Below are 18,575 nucleotides of genomic sequence, written 5' to 3'. Positions count from 1 at the left end.
GCCGGAACCGGCCCACGGCCCCCGGGGCGGTCCTCAGCGTCCCGCCTCCACCCGGAGCTCCGTCACCCCCGCGGGCTTCTCCGGGTCCTCGGACCGGACCGTCAGCCGGACCTTGCGGGCCGCGTCGCCGGGCAGGTACGGGCGCCAGAAGCGGCCGTCGAGCGAGGTTTCCACCGTGTGGGAGGCGGGCGGTACGTCGCTCCAGCGCGGGCGCACCGCCGCGAGCCGCAGGGGGCGCGGGCCCAGGTCCACCGTCAGGGACCCCGTCGCCCCGTCCGGGGACCAGGCCGTCGCCGGGGCGCCGTCCACCGCCGCCTCCGCGTAGAGGCCCGGGGTCTCGGAGGTCGCCGTCACCGGGCGGCAGCGCGCCACGTCGGCCGTCGGGGTCAGGTCGGGGCGCCGGGTGGGCAGGGTGAGCGTCGAGGTCAGACGGCGCGGGCCGTCCGCCGTGTGCACGGTGAACGGGCCGCCCGCGACCAGGCGGACCGTGCTCGTCCGGGCCCCGATCTCCACCTCGTACACCGCGTCCCGGAAGCGCAGCCCCCTCAGCGTGACGCCCTCGGCCAGCTGGGGCGGCAGCGTCGGGGCCAGCCGCACCCCGTCCTCGCGGAGCCGGAGCCCCGTCAGACCGTGCGTGAACACCTGGAGGAAGCCGCCCTTCTCGGTCAGGAAGTCGTCGGCCGGGAAGCCGGAGAGCGGGTCCTGCGAGCCCGCCTTGGCGCCGCGCGCCTCGGAGAACAGGTCGTAGGGACCCCGCATGAAGGGGCGTACCGCGCGCTGGAGGTAGGTGTACGCCGAGCAGCCCGGCTCACCGGTCTGCGCCGCGTCGATGGCGTGCACCGAGTCCGTCATCGCCGGGCCGTCCGGGTCGGTGCGGGCCGCGTAGTAGTCCAAGGTGGCGGCGGCCGCGCCGGGCTCCATCGGCCACTCCAGCGGGTAGGTCAGCAGCACGGCGTCCGCCTGCTTGATCGTGGATCCGGTGTACCCCGCGTACTGGAGGAACACCTTCTTCTCCGCGTCGTACGGGATACGGAGCCGGTCTGCGATCTCGTTCCAGGCGGCGGGCGGGCGGTGGCCGAGGAGGCGGGCGGCGCGGGTCGCGTTGCGCAGGGCGGTGGCGGCGACCGCGTTGGTGAAGACGCCGTCGTCCACCCCGTTGCTGTACTCGTCGGGCCCGGCCACGTCGTTGACGGAGTAGCTGCCGTCCGGGTTCGCCGTGACACGGGAGCGCCAGAAGTCGGCGATGCCCCGCAACAGCGGCCAGCCGCGCGCCGCCAGCCAGTCGCGGTCGCCGGTGGCGAGGAAGAACTGCCAGACGGCGAGCGAGACATCGCCCTGGAGGTGGTTCTGCGTGAGGCAGTGCGGCGGGTCCACGCTGTGGCACTCGGAGTCCAGCCGCCCCCGGCTCGCGCTGGTCCAGGGGTAGAACAGCCCGTCGTACCCCAGCTTCTCGGCGTTCGCGCGGGCCGCGTCCCGGGTGCGGTAGCGGTAGTCGACGACCGCGCGGGCCAGCTCCGGGCGGGTGGCCAGCAGCCCCGGGAACATCCACGTCTCGGCGTCCCAGAACACCAGCCCCGCGTAGTTGTCGCCGCTCAGACCGGCCGGGGCGATGCTGTCGGCGGACCCCCGCCGGGTGCTGGAGAGCAGCCCGTACTGGGCGGCGCGCAGCCAGCCTTGCAGCTCCGGGCTGCCGGGCGTCAGCACATCGGCGGACCACGCCTCGCGCCAGGCGGCCTCGTTCGCCGCGAAGACCCGGTCCCAGCCGAGGCGCGCCGCGCGGTGGGCCGCCGCGCGGGCGTCAGCGGCCGGGGCGCGCGAGGTGAGCGCGGTGTCGACGCCGACGTACTTCTCGAAGGTGTACGTCCGTCCCGCACGCACCGGCGTACGCCCCGGGGAGGTACGGGCGTCCGCCCCCAGGGTCTCCACCACGCCCGCGCCGCGCCGCATCGTCTGGACGAGCGCCCCCTCGGTCCCCGTGCCGCGGGTCCGGAACGTGCCGTCCTTCCGCAGCGTGATCCGGCGCGCGCCCCGGTCGTCCAGCCGCCCGGTGACGGTCGCGTCGCCGCTCCAGCGCGGGGTGATCCGCAGCCGTACGGCCCCGGTGTGCGCGTCGGCGCGGTTGGCCAGCACCTCGTACACGACATCGGTGGCCCGGCCGTCGGCGGTCGTCCAGCGCAGCGAGGTGCGCACGAGACCGCAGCTGAGGAAGAGCGTCTGCCGGTAGTGCGAGACACGGCCCGCCGGGGTGGCGTCGCCGAGGGTCTCCCCGCCGACCCGGACGTCGATGTTCGTCCAGTTCGGCAGCGCGGCGACCGCCTCCCGGCCCGCGGCGACCGCCGGGTCCGCCGCGTAGAGCCCGGAGACGAACGCCCCGTCGTAGCGGGGGGTGTAGAGCGGCCAGCCGGTCTTCTCACCGGTGGACGCGTAACCGGCGCCGGTGGCGGGGACCCGGTGGCCGAGATAGCCGTTGCCGACGTACGGGTCGTAGCCGTCGGCCTCCCCGAAGCGGGTGGAGGCCGGGGCCCAGGCCGCTCCCGCGTCGTCCCGGCCGCAGGCGGGGACGGTGGACGGGGAGGCGGGCGGCGGGGGAGTGGCGAGCGCGGCGGGCGGCGGGGCGATCAGGGCGGCCGCGAGCAGCGGGGCGAGGAGGGAGATGCGCGAGAGGCTCACGGGACGACGGTAGGGAGCGGCCCGCGCGGCGGCCCGCCACGGCACGCGCGCTCCGACGCAGGGCGTGGACACGCCCACCGGATGGAGCAGATCCGCCCGCGCCCGCCCCACCCCTCACCCCGCTGACGCCCCACCCCCTACGTCCCTGCTCCCCTCACCCCCTACGCCTCACCCTCACCCCATCCCCGTCTTCAGTCCCGCCCCGCACAGCGGCACCACCACTCCGCCCCGCACCAGGTCGTCCCCGCGGTCCCGGTCCCGGACCGCCGCCCAGCAGGCCACGCCCGTCGTCTCGACGTAGAAGCCGTGCCCCGCCAGGTCGCGCTGGGCCTCCCGGACGGCGTCCTCCGGGACCGTCAGGAACGTGCCGCCGGAGGCCCGTACCGCGGCCAGGATCTGGCGGGCGCGGGGCGGGCGGGGGATGGCGATGCCCTCCGCGAGGGTGGGCGCGGCCACCGCCGGCGCGTCGGGCGGCAGGTCCTCCGCACCCGCGTGGAAGGCGGCGGCGAGCGGGGCGACCGCCTCGGCCTGGACGGCGATCAGCCGGGGGCGGGCGGTGATCAGGCCCAGCGCGTCCAGCTCCGCGACGGCGAGGGCCGCGCCCAGCAGCAGGGTGCCGTTGCCGACGGGTACGGCCAGTGCGCCGGGCAGCCGGCCGCCGAGGTCCTCCCACAGCTCGTAGACGTACGTCTTCGTGCCGTGCAGGAAGTACGGGTTGAAGACGTGTGAGGCGTAGAACGTGCCCGGCTCGTCCGCCGCCGCCCGCGCCGCCAGGGCGGTGGCCTCCCGGCCGCCCGCCACCGTCACCAGGCGCGCTCCGTGCGCGCGGATCTGCCCGGTCTTCTTGGCCGACGTGCCCTCGGGGACGTACACCACACAGTCCAGTCCCGCCCGCGCGCAGTACGCGGCGACGGAGGTGCCCGCGTTGCCGGTGCTGTCCGCCACCACCCTCTCCGGGGCCAGCCGCCGGGCCAGCTCCGCGAGCAGCACCGCGCCCCGGTCCTTGAAGGAGAGCGTCGGCATCAGATAGTCCAGCTTCGCGGTGACGGTGTCCGTGAGCGGGACGAGCGGGGTCCGGCCCTCGCCGAGGGAGACCCGGGGCGAGGCGAGCGGCAGCGATTCCTCGTAACGCCACAGTGAATTGACCCGCGCGGAAAGCGCGTTCGGGGTGAGGCCCGGCGCGGGGGTGAAGTCCAGGTCCCAGGGGCCGCGGCAGACCGGACAGCACCAGGTCAGGGCGGTGGTGTCGGACCGGGTCCCGTCCACCGGACAGTGATAGGTCGTCATATCCCTCAGCATGTCAGTCATATGGCAGGTGAATGGCGCGTATATGGCAGGCCGTCAGGCGCCCTTGTGGCTTCTGCGGGGATCGGTCAATCTTTCGCTGTCGGCAGGGCGTGCCGGTCTCGGACGACGCGGAAAGCGGAGCGCCGGACGATAAATTTGTCATGTCCCTGTCGAGAGCCGTACCCCGGCTCCGGCACCACCCCCATCAGAGCACCGCCGATGAGGAGGACCCCTCACATGTCAGTGATGCGTCACACCCCCCACGCACGGCGAAGACTCGCCTCGGCGACCGTCATCGCGACCGCTGCCGCCCTCGCCCTCGGCGCCGCCGCGGCACTCCCGGCGACCGCCGCCGAGCGGGCCCCCGAAGGCGTGGTCCAGAACGCGGGCGCTCCCGGCGCCGTCAGCGACAGCTACATCGTCACCCTCAAGGACTCCGCCAAGTCCGACTCCGCGCAGGGCAGGGCCCTGGCGAAGAAGTACGGCGCGAGCATCGAGCGGACCTACCGCGCCGCCCTCAACGGCTACGCGGTCGAGGCCACCGAGGCCGAGGCGAAGCGGTTCGCCGCCGACCCGGCCGTGGCCTCCGTCTCGCAGAACCGCACCTTCACGGTCGACGCCACCCAGACCAACCCGCCGTCCTGGGGCCTGGACCGCATCGACCAGCGCAACCTGCCGCTGGACCAGCGCTACACCTACCCCGACAAGGCGGGCGAGGGCGTCACCGCCTACGTCATCGACACCGGGGTGCGGATCAGCCACAGCGACTTCGGCGGCCGGGCAGCCAACGGCTACGACGCCATCGACAACGACAACGTCGCCCAGGACGGCCACGGCCACGGCACCCACGTGGCGGGTACCGTCGCGGGCACGGCCTACGGCGTCGCCAAGAAGGCGAAGATCGTCGCCGTCCGGGTGCTCGACAACCAGGGCTCCGGCACCACCGCGCAGGTCGTCGCGGGCATCGACTGGGTGACGGCCAACGCCGTCAAGCCCGCCGTCGCCAACATGAGCCTCGGCGGCGGGGCCGACACGGTCCTCGACGCGGCCGTGCGGCGGTCCATCGCCTCCGGCATCACCTACGCCGTCGCCGCGGGCAACGAGTCGACCAACGCGAGCACCAAGTCCCCCGCGCGCGTCGCCGAGGCGATCACGGTCGGCTCGACGACCAGCACCGACGCCCGGTCCAGCTTCTCCAACTTCGGCGCGGTCGTGGACCTCTTCGCCCCGGGCTCCTCCATCACCTCGGCGTGGAACACCGGCGACACCGCCACCAACACCATCTCCGGTACGTCGATGGCCAGCCCGCACGTGGCCGGCGCGGCCGCGATCCACCTCGCCGACAACCCGGGCTCGACCCCCGCCCAGGTCGCCGCGGGCCTCGTCGGCGCCGCCACCACCGGGGTCGTCGGCAACCCGGGCACCGGTTCGCCCAACCGGCTGCTGTACGTCGGGACGGGCGGCACCACCCCGCCGGACCCGAAGAAGTTCGAGAACACCACCGGCTACCCGGTCAACGACAACGCGACCGTCGAGTCCCCGGTCACCGTCACGGGGATCACCGGCAACGCCCCCGCCGCGCTGAAGGTGCCGGTCGACATCGCGCACACCTACATCGGCGACCTGCGGATCGACCTGGTCGCACCGAACGGCACGGTCTTCAACCTGAAGGCCTTCGGCTCCGGCGGCAGCAGCGACAACGTGGTCACCACGTACACGGTCGACGCCTCCTCCGTCGCCGCCAACGGCACCTGGAAGCTCCGGGTCGCCGACAACGCCAGTGCCGACACCGGACGCGTCAACAGCTGGGGTCTGCACTTCTGACCCGGCGGCGTACGGACGGCACACAGCCGGGGCGGCCGCACTCAGCGGCCGCCCCGGCCCCGTGTCTCCCGCGACCGGCCCTATCGCCGGTTCAGCGCGCGGTGCACGGTGTCGACCAGCTCACCGTCCTCGGTGTCCCCGTCCAGGGACCAGAACATCGCACCGCCCAGCCCCCGGTCCTTGATGTACGCGGACTTGGCGCGCAGCACCCGGGGGTCGTCGTACGTCCACAGCGTCGTCCCGTCGAACAGCCACGCATGGCCGTTGCGGGTGTCCCGGTGGACGGTGAAGGCCCCCGAATCGGCCAGCTTCTTGAGGACCTTGTAGTCCTCGTAGCCGTTGGCCCAGGTGGCGGGGGCCGGGGCGGCGGCCGGCCGGCCGAGCCCGTCGCCGCCGGTCACCCCGGTCCAGCCCTGCCCGTACGTCGGCATGCCGACCACCAGCTTGTGCTTCGGGGCGCCGCGCCGGACCCAGTCCCGGACGGTCCGGTCGACGCTGAAGTCGTTCCTGGCGTACAGCGCCGACTGCTGGGCGGTCTTCTTCTCGCCCGACACGTGGTAGTCGTAGCCCTGGAGGTTGACGAAGTCGAAGTCCCTCATCAGGCGCTTCACGTCGAAGCCCGCGTCGATCGCCGTGGGGTTGGCGGGGACGAACGCCGACAGGTCGTAGTGCCGGGGCTTGTGCCGGTGGTGCCCGTGGCCCTTGCCCTTCCCGCCCTGGGCCCGGCTCCTGGCGTACGCGTCGAGCTGGGTGCGGAACTCGTGGATCAGCGCGGTGAAGTTCTTCTTGTCCTCCGGGCGGTAGACGGTGCCCGGGTCGGCCGGCGAGCCGGGCCACTCCCAGTCGACGTCGATCCCGTCGAAGACGCCCGCCGCGGCTCCCGGCCCGCCGCGCGCCCCGTCCACCGGGAGGTTGCCCTTGATGTACAGGTCGATGCAGGAGGCGACGAGCGCCTTGCGGGAGGCGGCGGTGCGGACCGCGTCGGAGAAGTGGGTGGACCAGCTCCAGCCGCCGAGCGAGATCATGACCTTGAGGCCGGGGTGCTTGGCCTTCAGCTCGCGCAGCTGGTTGAAGTTGCCCGCGAGGCGCTGGGTGTCGGTGTCGGCGACGCCGTCCACCGAGCCGGCCGCGTCGATCGGGCGCGCGTAGTCGGCCCAGGCGTCGGCCTGGCCGGGGATGTTGCCGGTGAAGCACCTGCCCTCGGCGCTGACGTTGCCGAAGGCGTAGTTGATGTGCGTCAGCTTGGCCGCGCTGTCGCTGGTGTCCAGGTCCTTGACCTGGAAGTCGCGTCCGTAGACGCCCCATTGGGTGAAGTAGCCGATGTTCTTGTACGCGGGGCGGTGGTGCCCCCGGGACCGGTCGTCGTCCCCGCGACCGCGGTCGCCGTCGGCCAGGGCGGCCGGGGCCGCGCTCGCGAGGAGGGTGAGGGCGACGCCGGTGATGGTCAGCCGGGACAGGTTTCTTCGACGCATGAGGCTCGTTCCTGTACGGAAGGGGCGGGGGAGAGCCGTGCTGTGCAGAGGGACGTTATTGGTCTGGACCAAAACTGGTCAAGAGGCCGGGAAGGGGCACCGACGGTGTCCATCGGCTCGATCGTGGGCAGAGAGTGTCCGGGAGTGACCTGGTGCCTGGGTCCGGGATATGCGTCGGCCGTTCCCGCTTCATCACATTGAGTGAAACGCTGGCCTATGCTTGCGGGGCACAACCCACGGTTGTCAGGCTGTCGCAGACTGTCAACCTGTTGGGAGTGGCCTGTGGCTTTCGGTGAGCAGCCCGCCTATCTGCGCGTGGCGAGCGATCTGCGGGAGAAGATCGTCAACGGCGCGCTGCCGCCCCATACGCGTCTGCCCTCGCAGGCCCGCATCCGCGAGGAGTACGGCGTCTCGGACACCGTCGCCCTGGAGGCGCGGAAGGTCCTGATGGCGGAGGGGCTGGTCGAGGGGCGTTCCGGCTCCGGTACGTATGTGCGCGAGCGTCCCGTCCCGCGCATGATCGCCCGCTCCGGCTACCGGCCGGACCGGGGGGCCAGCCCCTTCCGCCAGGAGCAGACGGCCGAGGGGGCGCGCGGGACCTGGGAGTCCCGCAGCGAGCAGGAGGGGGCGAGCCCCGAGATCGCCGAGCGGCTGGGCATCGAGCCGGGCGACCGGGTCATGCGCACGCACTACGTCTTCCGGGAGGCGGGCGAACCGATCATGCTCTCCACCTCCTGGGAGCCGCTCGCCGTCACCGGGCGCACCCCGGTGATGCTCCCGGAGGAGGGCCCGTTGGGCGGCTGCGGGGTGGTCGACCGGATGGCCGCGATCGACGTCGTCGTGGACAACGTCGCCGAGGAGGTGGGCGCGCGCCCGGGGCTGGCGGAGGAGCTCCTGGCGCTGGGCGGGGTGCCCGGCCATGTGGTCATCGTCATCGGGCGCACGTACTACGCCTCGGGCCGGGCGGTCGAGACGGCCGATGTCGTGGTGCCCGCGGACCGCTATCGCGTCGCGTACCACCTGCCCGTCCGGTGAGTTGACGCCCCGTCGGCCCCGGACCGGGGCCGACGGGGCGGGGCGGAGGAGACCAAGGGGGCGCGTTCCACGGAACGCGCCCCCTTCGCCGTGGCCCCGATCTGGCCGGATGCGTATCTCTTTGTGCAAAGACGCCTGCGCTGAGTGAAGGTCAGGCGTACGCTCGGGCATATGCGTACAGCGGTTTCCCGGGGATCCTTAGAGACGTGCACGCCGGTGGGGAGAGGGGCGATATGCGGGGGAGCGACACGATGAACGAGAGCGGTGCCGCGCTCCCTTGGCAGGTGATACGGCAGGACGACACCGGCAACCGCTACCGCGTGGGCCGGTACGCCACGCAGGCCGAGGCCCAGAAGGTCGCCGACGGCCTCCATGACCGCCGCCACCGCCAGGTCTACCGGGTGGAGCGCGTGGGGCAGGGCCCCCGGCCGTGACGCCCCCGACCCGGCCCTGACCCCTGCTCCCGCGCCTGGCCGCGCGGCGGGGCTCCGCCGCCGGAGGGTAAGGTCCCGCCCGGCCGGGGGCGCGGGAGCCGCCCGGGTGCGAGACGAGGGCGGAGTCATGGCGGTGCTGATCGACACGGTGGCGTGGGTGCGGATCGAGGGGGGCCGGATCCTCTGCGCGCGCCCCCGGGGCAAGGACGTCTTCTACATCCCGGGCGGCAAGCGCGAGGGGGCGGAGAGCGATCTGCAGACCCTCCTGCGCGAGGTCGAGGAGGAACTGACGGTCGGCCTGATCGAGGAGTCCGTCGTCCACGCCGGCACGTACGAGGCACCTGTCGACGACCGGCCCGACGCCGCCGTGGTGCGGATGAGCTGCTATTACGGCGACTACCGCGGCACCCTCGCGCCGAGCAGCGAGATCGAGGAGGTCGCGTGGTTCTCCTTCGCCGACCGGGCGCTCGTACCCCCCGTCGACCAGTTGCTCTTCGACGACCTCAGGGCGGCCGGTGCGCTGAGCTGATCCGCGTGTTCGGCCGTCTGCACCAAACAGCCGGTTGTGCGGTAGTAACCAACCGATGGTGGGTATGGGCTGATTAGTCCCCAATTCTCTGTGGGGTGCGCCCGTGGTCGTCCCTGGGAAGTGATCGGCGTGATCGATACCGAAGGCGACTGCGCCGAGTGGACCTTCCCGGCCGAACCGGGCTCCGTGCGCGGCGCCCGGCACGCCGTGCGGGACGCCCTGGACCACTGGGGGCTCGACACCGCCGTCGGCGACACGACCGTCCTGCTCGTCAGCGAACTGGTGACCAACGCCCTGCGCTACGCCTCCGGCCCCATCGGCGTACGCCTCGTCCAGCTCCGTCCGCACCCCGCGGACGCCGGGAGGGGCGAGCTGACCGGCGACTTCACCACCGACCTCCGGCTCGGCGGCCGTCCGCCCCGCACCGCCACCGCCCCCTCCGGCACTCCGGCGCTCCTGGTGGAAGTCTCCGATCCGTTCCCCGAGCCACCCACCGAACGCACGGCTGGGCCCGAGGACGAGGGCGGCCGGGGACTCCAGCTCGTGGCCTGTTCCGCACGGCGGTGGGGGACCCGCCGGGGAAAGAGCGGCAAGACGGTGTGGTTCGAGCTGGCCCTCCCTGGTTAGGAGACTGAGGGGACGCACAGCGATCACCGAAGGTCAGGAGAAACCTGGCTGAAAGGGACTGAGACCTTGCTGTGATCGTGAACGCCGTGTCGGTGAGGCCCGTAGTGCTGAATACTGCGGGCAGGACCGGTCCGGTGTGTGAGCTGGAGGGGACGGTCGCGTGAGCGAAATACCTGGGACGACGGGTGAGGTCGGCGCGGCGTCGGGCGACGTCGTGTGGCAGAACAGCCCGCCCGGCTCCATCTACGACTACATCAGGGTCGCCTCCTTCTCGATCGGCGCCGACGGTCTGATCGAGCAGTGGAGCGGCCGGGCCGCGGGTCTGTTCGGCATGGCCGCGGACGAGGCCATCGGCCGCGATCCGGTGGAGGCCTTCATGCCCGCCGAGCTGCGCTCGGAGGGTCACCGGCGGGTCGGCGAGATCCTCGACGGCAAGGAGTGGACGGGCCTCGTCCCGTTCCGTATGCCGGGCGAGGGCGGGGCGCACGGCCTCGCCGAGGTCTATGTGATGCCGAGTCTGACCGGCCGGGGCGAGAAGGCCGCGCTCTGCATCGTGGTGGACGTGCGGGCCCTGCGCCGCATCGAGACGGACCTCGCCGCCTCGCAGGCCATATTCGGCCAATCTCCTTTCGGCTTCGTGCTGTTCGGCACCGACTTCACCGTCGTACGGGCCAACCAGCGCTTCGCGACCGTCTTCGGCGGCGCCGCCGAGGACCACCGGGGCCGCACGGTCGCGGACTATCTCCCCCGGCCCGAGGCCGACCGGCTGTCCGCCACCCTCGAACGCGTCCTGGAGACCGGCGAGTCCGTCACCGACCTCCAGCTCGTCGGCGCCGCCCCCGGCACCGGAGAGCGCCGCCACTGGTCGATGAACCTCTACCGGGTGCACAGCGGCGCGGGCCGCCCCGTCGGCATCGCGGGCCTGGCCACCGACGTCACCCGCCGCCACATCGCCGCCCGCGAGGCCGCCAGCGCCCGCCGCAACCTCGCCCTGCTCAACGAGGCCAGCGCCCGCATCGGCAACTCGCTGGACCTGGAGACCACCGCCCGCGAACTGCTCGACGTCGCCGTCCCCGGCTTCTGCGACCTCGCCGCCGTCGACCTCTACCAGGGGCTCCTCACCGGTGAGGAGGCCGCGCCCGGCTCCTGGGCGCCCCCGCACCGCGAAACCGGCGGCGGCTCCGCCGAACTGCGCCGCGTCGCCCACGCCAGCGCCGTCGCCGACGCCCTGCCCACCGCCGTGGCGGGCGGCGGCACCCCGGGCCCGGACGACGTGCCGCCCGCGCTCGGCGCCGTCCACCGCTTCCCGTTCGGCTCGCCGCGCGCCGCCGCCCTGCGCTCGGGCCGGGCCGAGGACGTGCCCGGCGACGAGATGGGCTTCGTGCAGTCGACGCTCGCCGTGCCGATGGTCGCCCACGACACCGTCGTCGGGCTCGTCCAGTTCTCCCGTACGAAGGGCAGCGAGCCGTTCGGCGAGCGGGACCGGGCGCTCGCCACCGAACTGGCCGCCCGCGCCGCCGTCTGTATCGACAACGCCCGCCTCTACCGCCGCGAGCACGAACGCGCCCTGATCCTCCAGCGCAGCCTGCTGCCCCCCGGCGACCCCGAGGCCGCCGGGCTCGACATCGCCTGCCGCTACCTCCCCGGCAACACCGCCACCGAGGTCGGCGGCGACTGGTTCGACGTCATCGAGCTGCCCGGCCACCGCACCGCCCTGGTCGTCGGCGACGTGATGGGCCGCGGTCTGCGCGCCGCCGTCGCCATGGGTGAACTGCGCACCGCCGTACGGACGCTGGCCCTCCTGGACCTGGAGCCCGCCGAGGTGCTCTCCGCCCTGGACGAGGTCGCCCGCGGCCTCGGCTCCCCGAGCGGCGGCGAGCGCAGCGAGGGGCTCGGCGGCAGCGGGGGAGCCCAGTGGCCCTCCCGCGCCGCGCAGAAGTCCCGCGAGGCGGACCTCTCCGAGGTCTACCTGGCGACCTGCGTGTACGCGGTCTACGACCCGGTCACCCGGCGCTGCACCTTCGCCAACGCCGGGCACCTCCCCCCGGCGGTCGTCGAGCCCGGGATGCCGGGCCGGCTCATCGACGTACCCCCGGGTATGCCGCTGGGGGTGGGCGGCGAGCCGTTCGAGGAGGTCGAGGTGGAGCTGGCCGAGAACGCGCTGCTCACCCTCTACACCGACGGCCTTGTCGAGTCCCGGGACCAGACGCTGGACGAGGGCCTGGAGGCGCTGCGCTCGGTGCTCACCGGTCCGCAGATGGAGCTGGAGGAGGCCTGCGACTTCGTCCTCTCCACCCTGAACACCCGGCACGGCGAGGACGACATCGCCCTGCTGATGGCCCGTATCCAGGGGCTGCCCGCCGAGGCGGTCGGGGACTGGACGCTGCCGCGCGAACCGCGGTCGGTCGGCCGGGCGCGTGAGCTGGCCCGCGGCCAGTTGCTCTCCTGGGACCTCGACGACCTTGTCGACACCACCGAACTCCTCGTCAGCGAGCTGGTCACCAACGCCCTGCGCTACGGCGAGGGCGAGATCCGGCTGCGGCTGCTGCGCGACCGCACCCTGGTCTGCGAGGTGTGGGACGCCGGTCTCGTCCAGCCGCGCCGCCGCCGCGCCCGCGACACCGACGAGGGCGGCCGCGGCCTCCAGCTCGTCGGTCTGCTCAGCGCCGCCTGGGGCTCGCGCCGCACCCCGCGCGGCAAGACCGTCTGGTTCGAACTGGCCCTGCCGGACGGGGCCCCGGCCGCGGAACTCTCGGTGGAGCAACTGCTGAGCATGTACTGACCCCCGCCTCGGTTCCGGCCCCGGCCCAGCGGCCCGGCACGTCGGCGCTCCGGTGGCCTCGGCGCGCCCTCGCGCCGACCTGCCCGTTCCGCGGAACGGGCCTGGGCGGGCCCTCCGTCCCCTCGCCCGCGGCCGCGTCGGCTGTTCGCATGAAAGGCCGCCGCGAAGGAGGGGCCCGCGCGCGTGGGAGAGCGGACGGACGCCGCCCGCCGTCGTCAGATGGGGCGGACGCGGCGCAGGGACCGGAAGCCCGGAGGTGGGGAGTGGCAGGCCTTCAGCTGTCGGTCGTCGTACCGTGCTTCAACGAGGCCGAGGTGGTCGAGGCCTTCCACGCGGCCCTGCTCGCCGTCCTGGACCCGCTCGGCGACGCCTTCGAGGTCTGCTACGTGGACGACGGCAGCAGCGACCAAACCCGCCCGCTCCTGAACGCCATCGCCGCCCGGGACCCCCGCGTCCACTACACCGCCTTCAGCCGGAACTTCGGCAAGGAGGCCGCCATGCTCGCCGGGTTGCGGATGTCCCGGGGGGCGGCCGTGGTGATCATGGACGCCGACCTCCAGCACCCGCCCGAGCTGATCCCGCGCATGCTGGAGCTGTACCGGCACGGCTACGACCAGGTGATCCCGCGCCGCGACCGGACGGGCGAGGGCCTGGTCCGCAGCACGCTCAGCCACACCTACTACGCCCTGGTCCGGCGCTGCATGGACGTCGAACTCATCGACGGCTCGGGGGACTTCCGGCTGCTGTCCCGGCGGGCGGTGGAGAGCGTCCTGTCCCTGCCCGAGAGCAACCGCTTCTCCAAGGGGATCTTCTCCTGGATCGGCTTCGACACGGTCAGCTTCCGCTACCGCAACAGCCGGCGAGCCGCCGGACAGTCGAAGTGGGGCGGCAGACGGCTGCTCAACTACGGCATCGACGGGCTCCTCTCCTTCAACAACCGCCCGCTGCGGCTCGCCATCTACACCGGCTTCTGGATCTTCGTCTCGGCCCTGGCCTACGCGCTGTGGACCGTCCTGCGGGTGGTCCTGTACGGGGTGGAGACCCCCGGATACGCCACCCTGCTCACCGCCGTCGTCGCGCTCAGCGGCATCCAGCTGGTGACGCTCGGCGTCATCGGCGAGTACGTGGGCCGCATCTACCACGAGGCGAAACACCGCCCGCCGTACGTGGTGCGGGAGACCGACGCGACCTGCCGGACCGTGGCGGAGCGCGCCGAACCGCTCCGGCTGACGGGCGGCCCCGGCGGACCGGAAGGCCCCGGCGGCCCCGGCGTGCTCCATGGCTCCCGGGCGGCCGTCCTGGTGGACCGGGGCGGCCCGGACCGCGCTCGGGGCGACCGGGCCGGACGCGGCGAGGCCGTGGCCGAACCGGGCGTACGCGCCGGGGCCACGGACGGGCAGACCCCGCCCGGCGAGGCCCCGGGCCGGGCCCGTACGGCGCGTCAGTTCGTCAGCTTCGTCCTCATCGGCTGCGTCAACACCGCCGTCTACCTCAGCGTCTACGTCACGCTGAACCGCTGGACGCCCTACCTGACCGCTCACGTCATCGGTTACGCCGTCAGCATCGTCTGCTCGTTCCTGCTCAACTCCTACGTCACCTGCCGGACGAAGCCCACCTGGCACGCCTTCCTGCGCTATCCGCTCTCCAGCCTGGTCAACCTGGTGGCGTCCGGGGCGCTGCTCTACGGCGCGGTCAGCGGGCTCGGGATGGACAAGAACCTCGCCGCGCTGGCCGCCGGAGTCCTCGTCACGCCGGTCTCCTTCCTGCTGGCCCGCTGGGCGATCACCTCCGGCCGGACGAAAGCCGCCGAGGCAGCCCAGGCAGCCGAGTCGGCCGAGGCCCCCCAAGCCGTCGGACCCGCCGGAGCCGCCGTCTCCGGACCGGCCCGCGCCGGGCGCCGGGAGAACCCGGCCGGAACGCTGTCCGGGCGCCCGGTGCGCCCCCCGCTGTCCACCCGCCCGACCGAGGACCGGTGAACCCCGATGCCCGAGCACGTTCCCGGAACCACCGCCCCGGAACGGCCTGAGGGTCCACCGGCGGCGGGGCGGGCGGAGGGGGCCCCGGACCGCCCGTGGACCGCGCTGTGGGTGAGCTCCCTCGCGCTGCCGCCGCTGGCCCTGCTCGCCGCGGCGTCCTGGTTCGGCCGCCGGGTGCGGCCCACCGCCGACGACTGGTGCTTCCTGCCCGTGGTCCGGGACGACGGGATCGCCGGGCTCGTCCACAAGTTCTACGTCGACGACAACGGGCGCCTCGCCAACGCGCTGCTGGTCGGCGCGTACGCGAAGTTCCCCGTCGCGGGCCACCAGTGGTTCCCCCTGGTCAGCGGGGTACTGGTGCTCGCGGTGCTGTGGGCGGTGGCCGTCCTGGCGCTGCGCCGGGCCCGGCTGGAGGTCCCGCGCGGGCTGCCGCTGCTGCTCGCCGCCCTGACCACGGCGCTGTTCCTGTTCGTCACGCCGAACACGTACAAGACGTTCTACTGGCCCGCCGCCTCCGTCTCGCACACCCTGCCGCCCGTCCTGGCCTGCGCGGCCCTGATCCCGCTGCTCGCGGCCCGCACCCGCCGGGGCCGGGCCCTCGCCGTGGCCGTGGCGCTCCTGATGGCGGCCTTCCTCGCCACGCTGTCCGAGGAGACGGCGATCGTGGTGGTCATGGTGCTGCTGGCGGCCCTGCTGCTGAGCGGCCGTGTCGTCCCCGCCGCCGAGCGGGCCTTCGTCCGGCTGTGGTGCGCGGCGGGCGTCGCCGGGACCGTGGCCGGGGGGCTCGCGCTCGTCACCTCGCCCGGCTCGGTCAACCGGCGCAGCCGGTTCGGGGCGGAGAGCACCACGTCCCTGTTCGCCTCCGACTCGCTCGCCGCGTCGCTGCGCGGATTCGCCGAGATCACCGTCACCACCGTCACCACCTGGCAGTACGTGGGCGCCCTCGCGGCGGGCGTCCTGCTCGGCCTGTTGTGCGCCCGGACGGACGGCGCCGCCCCCCGGCCGCCCGCGCACTGGCCGCTGCTGACCGCCGCCGGTCTCCTCACGCTCCTGGTCTCCGGCTATCTCTGCACGGTCATCGCCTACCCGGTCTTCCGGGACCGGGTGAGCGACGCGAGCGCCAACCGGCTGTGGAACGACTACCTGCTGCTGTACGTGATCCTCCTCGTCGGCCTGGGCGCGCTGCTGGGCCTCGCCGTACGCGGCCGGGCGCGGCGCACCACCCCGGTGAAGGCCGTGTGCGCCGCGCTGTGCGTGCTGGTCTGCGTCGGCCCGGCGGTCGCGCTGCTCAACCTGGACAGCGCCCTTGGCGCGCGGGCCGTGCGGTGGGACGCCCAGGACCGCCGCCTGCGGGAGGGCGCGGCGGCGGGCCGCCGGGTCCTGCCCTACGAGCGGCTGGTCATCAGCGGCACGCTGGAACCGTTCAGCCAGGGCGGCCGCCGCTACTGGCCGGGCGGGTGCGTGGCGGAGTACTACGGGCTGGACCGCGTCACGGACGGGGCGCGCAACCGGTGAGAACGGACGGGGCGCGCAATCGGTGAGGACCGCGCGGGCACGGGCGGCCGCGGAGCTCAGTACCCGTAGATCATCTTGTACGCGACCTCCGGCAGGAACTGTCCGGCCGCCGAGCCCGCGCCGACCCCGCAGTTCCCGTCGGACTCCCCGGGCGTCTTCAGCCACAGCAGCATCTCGGCCCCGCCGCCGGTCTGGCTGACGGACCCGGTCCGGCGGCCGCCCGGGTTGCACCACGCGCCGTCGGAGCCGTTGCCGTTGCGGCTGGTGTCGATGACGTACGGCTTGGTGTAGCCGTAGGACGCCGACAGCGAAGCGTTGACCGCGTTGCCGTAGGCGGTGTTCTCGCCGGTGCCGTAGTAGTTCGAGATGTTCAGCGAGAAGCCGTGCGCCTGGCGGGCCCCCGCCCCGTCGAGGTGCTGGGCCATGGTGGCCGCGCCGATCCAGGCGGGGTTGCCCGCGTCGAGATAGGTCCAGGTGTGGGGCGCGCGGTCGCGGAACTGGGCCAGCGCGTCCTTGATCATGCCGTTGCGCTCGTCGATCTGGGCCCGGCTCAGGCAGCTGAAGTCGCCCAGCGAGTCCGGCTCGACGACGACGAGCGCGGGGCGCGGGCCGATCGCCGAGGCGAACGCGGAGATCCAGGCGCGGTACGCCGCCGGGGTGCCCGCGCCCCCGCCGGAGTGCCCGCCGCAGGCGTCGCGCCCGGGGATGTTGTACGCGATCAGCACGGGCAGCTTGTCGGCGGCGTCCGCCGCACCCACGTAGGAGCCGACCGCCGCCCCGATGTCCCCGCTCCACGCGCCGAACCAGCGGGCCATCGGCCGGGAGGCGATGTTGTCCCGGATGGCGGCGGCGCGCCCGTCGCCGGGGTTCGCGGCGGCCCAGACGGCCGGGGTCGAGTGCGGATCCGTGTAGAAACCGCTGGTCATGCCGATCGGGTCGGCCTGAACGGCGGTGGTGGTAGCGGTGGTCGTGGCGGCGGCGGTCTGCTGTCCCGAGGTGAGCGGGAGGAGCAGACAGGCGAAGGCCGAGGCGGCGAGAGCGCGCGCCAGGCGTCTGGTGCGTCGGGTGCTTCCGGTACGCGGCATGAGTGCGGCCCTTCTTTGGGAGCGCTCCCAGTGTCCGGCGGCCGAGCTGTGGGGGAGGGAGACGTGGGGTGGTGGGGGAGGACGTACGGCGGACCGGTGGGGCCCGGTCCGCGGCTGCCGCCGTCAGTCGAGACGGTGGCAGCGGGCCGCCACGCTGTCAATGAGTCCGGCAACGGCCCGCCCGCGCGCGGGCGTCGCGCCACCCGGCGGTGTGTTCAGGTCGCGGGGTGCTGGACCCGCACCGGCCCCAGGTCCGGCAGGTCGAGCAGGAAGCGGTGGCCGCGGCCGGTCATGGTCCCGTCGTAGGAGAGGTCGGCCGGCTCGACGTCCAGCCGCCGTACCTCCTCGACCAGCATCCGGGCGGCCGTCGCGGTGGTGGCGGCGATCGCGCGGCCCTGCGTGTCCGCGGGGAAGCGGCGCTGCCAGACCTGACGGGAGAACTCCCAGCCGCTCCCGGTCAGCCGGGCGGGGTCGGCCGCCTCCGGCCGGTGCAGGTGACCGCTGGCCTCGACGACCAGCCCGCCGTCCTGGTTCCAGAACTGGACGAAGCGCCGGGGGTCGCTCGCGGCCCCCAGCCGCCCGATGAACCGGGCGGGGAGGTACGGGGCTCCGTGGACGAGGGACCGCAGGGTCTCCGCCAGGCGCTTCTCCACCCCGTCCCACGTGATGCCGGACGGGTCCGCCGCGCCGGACCCGTCGCGCGCCACCCGGGACGGGCTCGCCGCGCCGGACCCGGCGGCCGGGGACGGGGTGGCCGGTGACGGGGCGGCCCGCCACCGGCCCCGGGCGTGGCCCAGCCCGGCGGCGTCGGCGTCCGCGCCGGGCGGCAGCAGGTCGAGGCTGAGCTGCCCGTCGTCGTGCGCGTGGACGAGGAGACCCGTGCCGGGGCGCCGCCACAGCATCCACGGCCCGCTGTCGTGGCCCCACATCGCGGACGCGCCCACCTCCTCCTCCATGACCCGCCAGGCGGCGCGGGCGCAGCCGACCGCGACGGCCATGTCCTCCTCGGGCAGGTCGATGAGGCGCACGTTCAGCTTGCGCACCCGGCCGGGGTCCGAGGCGTCGCCGATCACCGTGCCGTAACCGGCCCGGGGCCCCTTGCGCGCGGCGAACCGTCGCCAGACCTGCTTCCCGACCTGCCGGGGCTCCCGCAGCTCCCAGCCCAGCGCCGAGGTGGCGTCCTCGAATTCCGGCAGGCTCCACGAGCGCGGGTGCAGCGGGGCGGTCTCGCGCACGAAGAGGCGGAAGTCGTCGGCGCCGAGCCAGTCGCCCCAGGGAATCGCGTTCTCCGTCCGGTTCTCCATCCGGCAGACACTAGGGCTTGCCCCCGGGTTCGTGC

Annotated in this window: 13 protein-coding genes; 8 read left to right on the top strand and 5 right to left on the bottom strand. The window is 73.9% G+C overall.

Annotated features, from left to right (window positions below; genetic code table 11):
• Positions 1-33: 33 nt before the first annotated feature.
• Together ACIRRU_RS10240 and ACIRRU_RS10235 are read right to left on the bottom strand one after the other, a co-directional pair.
• Positions 34-2,670: a glycosyl hydrolase family 65 protein gene (locus ACIRRU_RS10240; RefSeq protein ID WP_403678466.1), complete on the bottom strand. Its 2,637-nt coding sequence runs from the start codon at positions 2,668-2,670 to the stop codon at positions 34-36.
• Between the two features lie 174 nt (positions 2,671-2,844).
• Entirely contained in the window at positions 2,845-3,957 is a 1,113-nt protein-coding gene (locus ACIRRU_RS10235) for a pyridoxal-phosphate dependent enzyme (RefSeq protein ID WP_403678464.1), read from the bottom strand.
• Positions 3,958-4,194: 237 nt separating this feature from the next.
• On the opposite strand from ACIRRU_RS10235, the gene ACIRRU_RS10230 reads away from it, so the two are divergent.
• Positions 4,195-5,781, top strand: coding sequence for a S8 family serine peptidase (locus tag ACIRRU_RS10230; protein ID WP_403678462.1), 1,587 nt, complete (start codon positions 4,195-4,197; stop codon positions 5,779-5,781).
• Positions 5,782-5,861: 80 nt separating this feature from the next.
• On the opposite strand, the gene ACIRRU_RS10225 is transcribed toward ACIRRU_RS10230, so the two are convergent.
• A complete protein-coding gene (locus ACIRRU_RS10225; RefSeq protein WP_403678460.1) occupies positions 5,862-7,253 on the bottom strand; it encodes a glycoside hydrolase family 18 protein in 1,392 nt (463 codons plus the stop codon).
• 282 nt (positions 7,254-7,535) lie between these two features.
• On the opposite strand from ACIRRU_RS10225, the gene ACIRRU_RS10220 reads away from it, so the two are divergent.
• From ACIRRU_RS10220 to ACIRRU_RS10190, 7 genes are all read left to right on the top strand, one after another.
• Complete coding sequence (locus tag ACIRRU_RS10220; protein WP_363204975.1) at positions 7,536-8,288, top strand: GntR family transcriptional regulator; 753 nt, start codon at positions 7,536-7,538, stop codon at positions 8,286-8,288.
• 233 nt (positions 8,289-8,521) lie between these two features.
• Complete coding sequence (locus ACIRRU_RS10215) at positions 8,522-8,722, top strand: SPOR domain-containing protein (protein ID WP_363204974.1); 201 nt, start codon at positions 8,522-8,524, stop codon at positions 8,720-8,722.
• 127 nt (positions 8,723-8,849) lie between these two features.
• Complete coding sequence (locus ACIRRU_RS10210) at positions 8,850-9,251, top strand: NUDIX domain-containing protein (RefSeq protein ID WP_403678736.1); 402 nt, start codon at positions 8,850-8,852, stop codon at positions 9,249-9,251.
• Between the two features lie 120 nt (positions 9,252-9,371).
• Entirely contained in the window at positions 9,372-9,878 is a 507-nt protein-coding gene (locus tag ACIRRU_RS10205; RefSeq protein WP_403678457.1) for an ATP-binding protein, read from the top strand.
• Between the two features lie 214 nt (positions 9,879-10,092).
• The gene (locus ACIRRU_RS10200; RefSeq protein ID WP_403678734.1) at positions 10,093-12,660 is read left to right on the top strand and encodes a SpoIIE family protein phosphatase; all 2,568 of its coding nucleotides are present in this window, start codon (positions 10,093-10,095) and stop codon (positions 12,658-12,660) included.
• 263 nt (positions 12,661-12,923) lie between these two features.
• Positions 12,924-14,636, top strand: a complete 1,713-nt coding sequence (locus tag ACIRRU_RS10195) for a glycosyltransferase (RefSeq protein WP_403678456.1) — start codon at positions 12,924-12,926, stop codon at positions 14,634-14,636.
• 6 nt (positions 14,637-14,642) lie between these two features.
• Complete coding sequence (locus tag ACIRRU_RS10190; protein ID WP_403678454.1) at positions 14,643-16,151, top strand: DUF6056 family protein; 1,509 nt, start codon at positions 14,643-14,645, stop codon at positions 16,149-16,151.
• A 56-nt stretch (positions 16,152-16,207) separates the two neighbouring features.
• On the opposite strand, the gene ACIRRU_RS10185 is transcribed toward ACIRRU_RS10190, so the two are convergent.
• Positions 16,208-17,236 (bottom strand): glycoside hydrolase family 6 protein, encoded by a 1,029-nt coding sequence (locus tag ACIRRU_RS10185; protein WP_403678452.1) that lies wholly within the window; start codon positions 17,234-17,236, stop codon positions 16,208-16,210.
• A 215-nt stretch (positions 17,237-17,451) separates the two neighbouring features.
• A complete protein-coding gene (locus ACIRRU_RS10180) occupies positions 17,452-18,540 on the bottom strand; it encodes a TY-Chap domain-containing protein (RefSeq protein ID WP_403678450.1) in 1,089 nt (362 codons plus the stop codon).
• Positions 18,541-18,575 lie beyond the last annotated feature (35 nt).

The sequence above is a fragment of the Streptomyces sp. NPDC101181 genome, from assembly GCF_044767975.1.
In the GTDB taxonomy this organism is placed as follows: Bacteria; Actinomycetota; Actinomycetes; order Streptomycetales; family Streptomycetaceae; genus Streptomyces.
The sequence above is the reverse complement of the archived record's forward strand: the minus strand, read 5'-3'. Positions and strand labels throughout refer to the sequence as shown.